A 7,980-nucleotide genomic window follows, 5' to 3' on the forward strand; every position below is an offset into this window, starting at 1 on the left:
CCGGGTCGGCCACCTCGGGCCCGTTAAACTAATCAATCAATTGATAGTATTTGTGCCATTGCCGGGCCTCCGGCAGGAAGGCGGCACGAGTCGATGCGAAGCCGCGCGGCCATCCTCTACGAGTACGGCCGTCCGTGGTCCATCGAAGAGTTTGAGCTGGATCCGCCGAAAGCCGGCGAGGCCCTGGTGCGACTGGCCGCCACCGGGCTCTGCCACTCCGACGAACACATCCGGCAAGGGAAGCTGGCTCCGCCGCCAGAGACGTTGCGCGCCATGGGGTTACCCGTCATGTCGCCGACGATCGGCGGACACGAGGGCTCCGGCGTGGTGGTCGATGTCGGGCCGGGCGTCGCCGGGATCGCGCCGGGCGACCACGTGGTGACGTCCTTCGTCGCGGTGTGCGGCCAGTGCCGATGGTGCGCGTCGGGGATGGAGTACCTGTGCGACACAGGGTCGGGGACCCTCGCGCCGGGCATGCCGACGGACGGCACCTTTCGCCACCATACCGTCAACGGGCGCAACCTCGGCCACGTGTCCAAGATCGGTGCGTTCGCCGAACACACTGTCGTGGCCGCGAATTCGCTCGTGAAGATCGATCCGACCATTCCGCTGGTACCCGCCGCGCTGCTGGCATGCGCGGTTCCCACCGGGTACGGGTCGGCGGCCCGCCGTGCCGGGGTGCGGGGCGGCGACACGGTGGTCGTGATCGGCACCGGCGGGATCGGCACCGCGGCCGTTCAGGGCGCGCGCATCAGTGGCGCGACCCGGATCATCGCGGTCGACGTGAACGATTTCAAGCGGACCGCTGCAATGAGTTTCGGTGCGACCCACACCGCCCCCACTGCGGCGGACGCCCTCGAGCTGGTGCGTGACCTGACCCGCGGCGTGATGGCGGACGCGGTCGTCGTCTCCCCCGCCATGATCGGGGAAGCCGACGTCGGCGCGGCACTGGCGCTCACCCGCAAGGGCGGCACCTGCGTGCTGACCGGGCTGCCGTTGCCGGCGACGCACTCGATCGAAGTAGCGCTGCAGGACTTCATCCTGATGAACAAGACGTTGTGCGGCACGGTGTTCGGCTCCTGCAACCCCAAGAGCGACATCGCGCTGCTGGCCACGCTGTACGAGTCGGGTCAGCTACTCCTCGACGAGATGATCACCAAGCGCTACCGGCTCGACGACATCAACGACGCCTACGCCGACCTGACCGCCGGCCACCTGATCCGCGGGGTCATCGACTTCGGCCTTGGCTAGCAGCCAGTCTCGTGGCCGCAGCCGCCAGGTCCGGCGGGCGTACTCCAGCTCGGTATACGGCCACTGGGTCACGATCCGGCCGGTTGGCGAACGGAAGTAGCTGTCGCACTGAGTCCAGATGGTGCGCTCCAGGTCCGCGGAAAGCTCTTCGTTGTAGCGCTTCTCGGCTTCGGGGCGGACGTCGACGTAACCGCCCTTGCGCGCCACCCGGCAGACCGCGCTGGCGACGAATCGCGCGCCGGCCTCGAGAATGTAGACGATCGAGTTGCCACCCTGGTTGGCGTTGGGGCCGTAGAGCATGAAGAAATTCGGGAAGCCGCTGACCGCGACGCCCAGGTACGCGCTCGGGTCGTCGCCCCACCGCTCGTGCAGCCGGCGTCCCCCGAGCCCGATGACCTCGATGCCCGACAGGTAGCGTGACGTCTCAAACCCGGTGGCCAGCACGATCGTATCGACGTCGACCGCGCGCCCCGCCGAGGTGAGCACCGACGACGCGTCGATCCGCTCGATGGGGTCGGTGACCAGCTCGACGTTGTCCCGCTGCAGTGCCCGGTAGAACTCGTCGCCCAGCAGCACCCGCTTGCAGCGGAACGGGTAGTCGGGCGTCAGCGCCCGCCGCAGCCGCTCGTCGGCAACCGTGCGCTCCAGGAACGACGTCGCGACCTGCGTGCGCGCGGTGACGACGGGGTCGTCGGCGAAGGTTGCCGTGTTGTCGTGCTGGAACTTCCAGATCTGCCAACGGGTGCGGCGTACGGCCAGCGGGTTGCGGCGGAACCGCGCCAATTCGGTTGCGCTGTAGGGGCGGTCATCCTTAGGCACCATCCACGGCGGGGTGCGTTGAAAGACGCTCACGCGATCGGCGACCTTGGCCAGTTCGGGGACCGCCTGCACCCCGCTCGCGCCGGTGCCGATGACCGCCACCTTCTTGCCCGACAAGTCGACGTGGTGATCCCACCGCGCGGTGTGCATGAGCGTGCCGGTGAAGTCGGTCAGGCCCGCGATGTCGGGAAGCCGCGGGGAGCCGAACAATCCGACGGCGCACACGACGACGTCGACGGTGAGGGTGACGGCGCGCCCGGCGCGGTCCAGCTGGCAGTCCCATGCCGCGCCGTTCCATCGGACCGAGCGCACCCGGGTCTCCAGCATGAGGTGCCGGCGCAGATCGAAGTCGTCGGTCACCGATTCGAGGTAGGCCAGGATCTCGGGCTGTCGAGCGTAGGTGCGGCTCCAGGATTTGTTGGGTGCGAACGAGAACGAGTAGAGGTGGCTTTGGATGTCGCACGCGGCGCCGGGATAAGTATTGCGCCGCCAGGTGCCTCCGACACCGTCGTCGCCCTCGATGATCACCAGATCGTCGAAGCCGGCCCGGCGCAGCGCGACGGCCGTGCCAAGGCCACCGAAGCCCGCGCCGATGATCGCCACCCTGGGTGGGCGCCGGCGCCGGGTCGCCGCCCGCAACCGGCCGACGCCATAGCGCCAGCGGGCCTGCCGACTGGTCACGGTCCGGCCTTGTCGCCGCGAATCAGGTAGCCCTCCAGGTCGCCGCTGGCCCGCCACGCCCGCAACATGTCGGCGTACTCGGTGGGCGCGCCAAAGAAGAAGCTGCCCTGCCGAGTCTTGTTGTCCGCCTTACCCTCCCGGTTGTAGTACCCGGGAGTGCAGGTCTGGGCGCGCTCCGCGCTGGCGGCCGACCGGGTGACAACCGTGTCAACCCAGGCGGCCTCGGCGGCCGGTGCGGCCTCGACCTCGGTGACCCCGCGCTCGAGCGCCCAGGCGATGATCCACGCGGCGTGGGTTGCCTGCAGGTCCAACAGGTAGGGGAAGTTCACCGTCAGGCCGGCCTGGGCGATGCTCTCGATGAAGCAATTCGGGAAGTTCGTCGTGCACAGGCCCTGGAGGGTGCGCACCCCGTCGCGCCAGTGCTCGGTCAGCGACACCCCGCCGCGACCGATCAGCTCGAAGCCGGTACGACGGCAGTAGTCGGTGCCGACCTCGAAACCCGTTGCGAAGATGAGGCAGTCGAGCTCGTAGGGCAAGCCGTCGACGACCACACCCGATTCAGTGATGCGCTGCACCCCGCGACCGCGGGTGTCGACCAGCATGACGTTGTCGCGGTTGAACGCTTGCAGGTACTCGTCATGGAAGCAGGGGCGTTTGCAGAAGTACCCGTACCACGGTTTGAGCGCCTCCGCGGTGACCGGATCGGTGACGATGCCGTCGACTCGCGCCCGGATCTCTTCCATCTTGGCGAAGTCCGCGATCTCGATGTCGCGGCTGCGTTGTGCCGGGTCGACGACGCCGTCGCCGTCATGGCGCATCACCGGGAGCTTGCGCGTGATGCTCGTCCAGGCGTCGGCGACTAGGTCTTCGTCGGCATGGCCGCCGGCGGTGAGGATCTGAAAGTTCTCGATGCGCTGGCGCTGCCAGCCCGGCCGTAATGTGCTGGCCCACTGCGAATCCGTGGCGCGGTTGGCCCGCACGTCCACCGATGAAGGCGTGCGCTGGAAGACGTAGAGCCGCTGCGCCACCCCGGCGAGGTGCGGAACGCACTGGATCGCCGTGGCTCCGGTCCCGATGATGCCGACGCTCTTATCGGCGAGATGCTCGAGCTTCTCCCCGGTGTAGCCGTAGTCCCACCGGCTGGTATGGAACGCGTGCCCGCGAAACGCGCCGATGCCCTCGATGCCGGGCAGCTTGGGTTTTGCCTGGTAGCCGTTGGCCATGGAGACGAACCGGGCCCGCATCTCATCCCCACGGTCGGTGCGGATGATCCAGCGCGATTCGTCTGCGTCCCAGCGAATCTCGCGCACATCGGTGTGCAGGCACGCGTCGCGGTAGAGGTCGTAGTGCCGGGCGATGCGCTGGCAATGCGCGAAAATCTCCGGTCCCTTGGCGTACTTTTCGGTCGGGACGTAGCCGAGTTCCTCCAGCAGCGGCATGTACACGTACGACTCGACGTCACAGGCGATTCCCGGGTACCGGTTCCAGTACCACGTGCCACCCACGTCGGCCGCCCTGTCGATCAGCCGCACGCTTTCGACACCGAGCTGACGCAGCCGCACCCCCGTCAACAGCCCGCCGAAGCCGGCGCCGATGACTGCGACGTCGACCTCGTCGGTCAGCGGCTCGCGATCGAATGTTCCGTCCGCCCAGGGGTCTTCGGCGTAGCGAGCGAACGCTCCCGCCATCTCCACGTACTGCGCGATGCCATCCGGGCGCAATCGCCGCGCGCGCTCTTCGGCGTACTTGCGTCGCAGCGCGTCGACGTCGAACGTCACGCCAACGGTTTCAGTCAAGGCCCCGATTCCTCTCGTGGCCCCGACTATATAATCAATCGCTTGATCATATCAAGGGTGGTGCACCGCCCTGCCTGCGGCTATCCCTGCCGGCCCGGAGCGAACAACGTTCCCCTGATCATTTTCTTGGCCGAGTCCAGCGCGGCGTGGTAGTCCCGCGGCGGCGACGTGGCCGCCAGCTCGACCAACCCATAGATGAGCGCGTAGACGGCTTCGACGGTGCTGTGCCGATCGGCGTGGTGCGCGAGTTCGCCCTGGCGGTGGGCGTCGTCGACGACGCCCTCGATGAGCTCGCGGAACGCCTGGAAGCTGGGGTCGCCCGCCGACGGGGAATCGAGGGCGACCGCGCTCTCGGCCCGGATCACCCACTCGAAGGCGGCGAGGTCGGGGTACTCGCGCATCAAGCGGCCCGATTCGTCGAGCACCGCTTCGATGCGGTCGACGGCGGTCCCGGGGCGGGCGGCGGCCGCCCGCAGCCGTGGCAGCGCGACGTCGGTGCGCGCCGCGATGGCCGCCTTGATCAGCTCGGCCTTGTTCGGAAAGTAGTTGTAGAGGCTGGCGCTGGAGACGTTCGCGGTGCGGGCGATCTCGCGGATGGTGGCTCGCGAGTACCCGACCTTGGCCACACAGCGCATGGTGGCCACGATGATCCGCTGGCGGGTCTCCTCGCCGCTGGCGCCGACAGGGCGGCCCAGTTGCGCCCGCGTCACCGTGCTCTCCCCACTCGCGCGTCCCGTCTGCCGGCTCTCGGCGCCGACACGGTCGAATATAATCGAGTGATCGATTAGTTCCGGCTTCCGCGCGGAGGTGCGCAGTGCGTGATGGACGGGCCTGCGACGGGTTCCGCGCCGTATGAGCGTCACTCCGCCGCAGTTGGGCCGGCCGATTGGCGCCGACGGTGAGCAAACCCGTGCGCGCATCATCGACGCGGCGATGCGGTGCGTGGCCGAGATGGGCTACTCCCGCACCACGATTCGTGAGATCGCCCGGGCCGCCGACATGACCAGCGGAAGCCTGTACCACTATTTTCCGAACAAGTCCGAGTTGCTGGACGCGGCGGTCGAGGACATCGAGCGGATCGCATTGCCGCGGCTGCGCGCCGCCGCCGCGCGCGGTGACGACGTGGTGGTTCGCCTCACCGCGGTGTTGGACGAGTCGAGCGAGATGATGCGCGAGCATCCCCATCTGGCGGCGTTCGATAGGGCGGTCCGCGCGGAGAGCAACGAGCACCCCGTTCGCGGCCGACCGAAGTATCCCGGACTGAAGGCGTTGCGCGACACGATCACCGAGATCGTCGGCGAGGCCCGTGCGCTGCCGCCCGGCACCGACCCCCGCGCCGTGGCCGACGCGCTGCACGCGCTGGCGCGCGGACTCACCGAGCGCGCGGCCAGCTTGGACGCCGACGCCTACGCTGCCACGCTGGCTTCGGCGAAGGCGTTGATCAGCGGGACGCTGTTCGCGCGGCCAGCGAATCGCCCAGAGTCCACAGCGCGACGCCGATCAGCACGAGATCCTTGAGCAGGAACTGGCCCGGCAGCGCCGATAGCATGGGAATGCCACCGGCGTGGGTCGCGACCACCCCGGGGGTGGTGAAGAGGAAGCTCAGCGTACCCAGGAACAGCACCACCGCAAGCGCGCCGCCGACCGCCGACGCGCGCGGCCACACCGGCCTCAACGCAATCAGAACTGCGGCAACGATTTCCGTGGTGCCCAGCACGCGCGCGACCGTGGTGACGCTAAGCACGTCGTAGATCCAGCTCATCAACGGGCTGTGCTCGATGAGCACGCGGGATTCCATCTTCACGTACTTCCCGAATCCGATCCAGGCCAGGACGACGACAAGCCCGTACCGGCTTATCAGCTGTCCCCACCCGGTAAGCGTTTGCGCCAAAGGATTTGAGCTTGCGCGGATTACGACGGGATTTTCCTTCACATGCCGAACACGGATTCGCAACGCCCTGAGTTCACTCGAGGTTTCTCAGGGCGTCGACGATGTCGGCGACCTCGGTGCGGGTTGTGTAGTCGGGGTGCACGTCGATCCAGCGGATCGTCCCGGCGCGGTCGAGTATGGCGACGGTCGGCATTGGCAACCCGTGCGTCCCGTCGGCGTTTACTTCCGGCAGCTCGAGACCCAGGTTGCGTTGAGCCTCTTCGGCCCCCGCGCTGGGCGCGGTGAGTACACCCAGCCCGGCCGCGATCTGATTGCCGGGATCGGACAATACGGTGAAACTCAGCTCGTTGATCTCCTGCGTCGACAGTGAGCCGTCGGGCTTCTGCGGGCTGATCGCTACCAGCACGACGTCCCGCTGCGCCAGCTGCGGGACCAGTTCCTCCTGATAGGCGCGCAGCGCCAGGTTGCAGTACGGGCACCACGCGCCGCGGTAGAGCACAACTACTGCGCTGCGTCCGCCGACGCTCTCGGCGAGGGTGGTGGGCACGCCCCGTGCATCCAGTAGCTGCCCCGCGGGCATTGGGTCGCCGGGCGCAGCGACGCCGACCGGGATGCCCCTGGCTCGCAGCTGCTCCTGCTCGGCGCTGAAAGTTCTCACGACGTCCTCGGGCAGCTGGCTTGCCATCCCTGCTGGAACTGCGCGACCCGGGCGGCGATCGTCGTCTGGTTGGTGTCAGCGGTGCTGGTCATGAGTTCGTTTGCCCTTCGCATGCGTGCCGGGCCGGCGCGCAGCCGCTTCCGGCATCGAGTAGTAGACGATGGCGTTCAGCATGCTCAGCCTAAAATGGAGTGTCAACTCCAAAACGAGTAGGTTGTGGGGTACTCGACGGAAGAGGGTGCCCAATGACTCCGGTCCCCTACGAGAAGCTGACCGCGAAGGGCCGCGCAACGCGCGAGCGCATCGTGGCCGCCGCTTCCGAGTTGATGCTGCAGCGCGGCGTCGCCCGGACCACCATCGAAGACATTCAAGAGGCGGCGGCCATTAGCACCTCCCAGATGTATCACTACTTCGCCGACAAGAGCGATCTGGTGGCCGCCGTCATCGACTTTCAGACCGACCGCGTGCTCGGTGTGCAGCACCTGGGCCTTGACCGGATCGACAGCCTCAAGGACTTGCACCGCTGGCGCGACATCATGGTGAACCTGGTGGGCAGCATGGGCTGCGCGGGGGGCTGCCCGATCGGTTCAATGGCCAACGAGCTGTCTGAGTCGGACCCGATCGCGCGAGCCCAGCTTGCGCGGGCATTTGCCCAATGGGAGAACATGATTCACGATGGCCTGGCAGCGATTGCCGCGCGCGGCGAGTTGGTCGACGGAACGGACATCGAGCGCGTAGCGCTCGCGATGCTCGCCGGCATCCAGGGTGGGCTGCTGCTCAGCGAGGTCCGCCGCGACACCGCGCCTTTAGACGGTATGACGAGGCTGGGGCCTCGCACACATGTGAACGTGGGTTGCCGACAGGGTGGTCCTGGCCGGTAGAGC

The 7,980-nt window shown here is 67.7% G+C and carries 8 protein-coding genes; 3 read left to right on the forward strand and 5 right to left on the reverse strand.

From position 1 onward, the window contains the following. Positions 1-93 precede the first annotated feature (93 nt). Positions 94-1,251 (forward strand): Zn-dependent alcohol dehydrogenase, encoded by a 1,158-nt coding sequence (locus AWC17_RS07585; RefSeq protein WP_141224537.1) that lies wholly within the window; start codon positions 94-96, stop codon positions 1,249-1,251. On the opposite strand, the gene AWC17_RS07590 is transcribed toward AWC17_RS07585, so the two are convergent. From AWC17_RS07590 to AWC17_RS07600, 3 genes are all read right to left on the reverse strand, one after another. Continuing rightward, the gene (locus tag AWC17_RS07590) at positions 1,135-2,751 is read right to left on the reverse strand and encodes a flavin-containing monooxygenase (protein WP_085164468.1); all 1,617 of its coding nucleotides are present in this window, start codon (positions 2,749-2,751) and stop codon (positions 1,135-1,137) included. The two genes, AWC17_RS07585 and AWC17_RS07590, sit on opposite strands and share 117 nt — an antisense overlap. Further along, positions 2,748-4,547, reverse strand: coding sequence for a flavin-containing monooxygenase (locus tag AWC17_RS07595; protein ID WP_046187186.1), 1,800 nt, complete (start codon positions 4,545-4,547; stop codon positions 2,748-2,750). The genes AWC17_RS07590 and AWC17_RS07595 overlap by 4 nt, the downstream gene beginning before the upstream one ends. Positions 4,548-4,627: 80 nt before the next feature. After that, the gene (locus AWC17_RS07600) at positions 4,628-5,257 is read right to left on the reverse strand and encodes a TetR/AcrR family transcriptional regulator (RefSeq protein WP_047322668.1); all 630 of its coding nucleotides are present in this window, start codon (positions 5,255-5,257) and stop codon (positions 4,628-4,630) included. A gap of 142 nt (positions 5,258-5,399) precedes the next feature. On the opposite strand from AWC17_RS07600, the gene AWC17_RS07605 reads away from it, so the two are divergent. Further along, positions 5,400-6,065, forward strand: coding sequence for a TetR/AcrR family transcriptional regulator (locus tag AWC17_RS07605; RefSeq protein ID WP_085164470.1), 666 nt, complete (start codon positions 5,400-5,402; stop codon positions 6,063-6,065). Here the strand turns inward: AWC17_RS07605 and AWC17_RS07610 are convergent. Continuing rightward, positions 5,989-6,438 (reverse strand): YkgB family protein, encoded by a 450-nt coding sequence (locus tag AWC17_RS07610; protein WP_046184572.1) that lies wholly within the window; start codon positions 6,436-6,438, stop codon positions 5,989-5,991. The two genes, AWC17_RS07605 and AWC17_RS07610, sit on opposite strands and share 77 nt — an antisense overlap. 73 nt (positions 6,439-6,511) lie before the next feature. After that, on the reverse strand, positions 6,512-7,096 hold the full coding sequence (locus AWC17_RS07615; RefSeq protein WP_197083433.1) for a peroxiredoxin-like family protein: 585 nt from the start codon (positions 7,094-7,096) through the stop codon (positions 6,512-6,514). Between the two features lie 245 nt (positions 7,097-7,341). Between AWC17_RS07615 and AWC17_RS07620 the strand changes: the two genes are divergently transcribed. Continuing rightward, the gene (locus AWC17_RS07620; protein ID WP_085164472.1) at positions 7,342-7,977 is read left to right on the forward strand and encodes a TetR/AcrR family transcriptional regulator; all 636 of its coding nucleotides are present in this window, start codon (positions 7,342-7,344) and stop codon (positions 7,975-7,977) included. The last annotated feature ends 3 nt before the right edge of the window (positions 7,978-7,980 follow it).

It is taken from the genome of Mycobacterium nebraskense, from assembly GCF_002102255.1.
GTDB classification, from domain to species: domain Bacteria; phylum Actinomycetota; class Actinomycetes; order Mycobacteriales; family Mycobacteriaceae; genus Mycobacterium; species Mycobacterium nebraskense.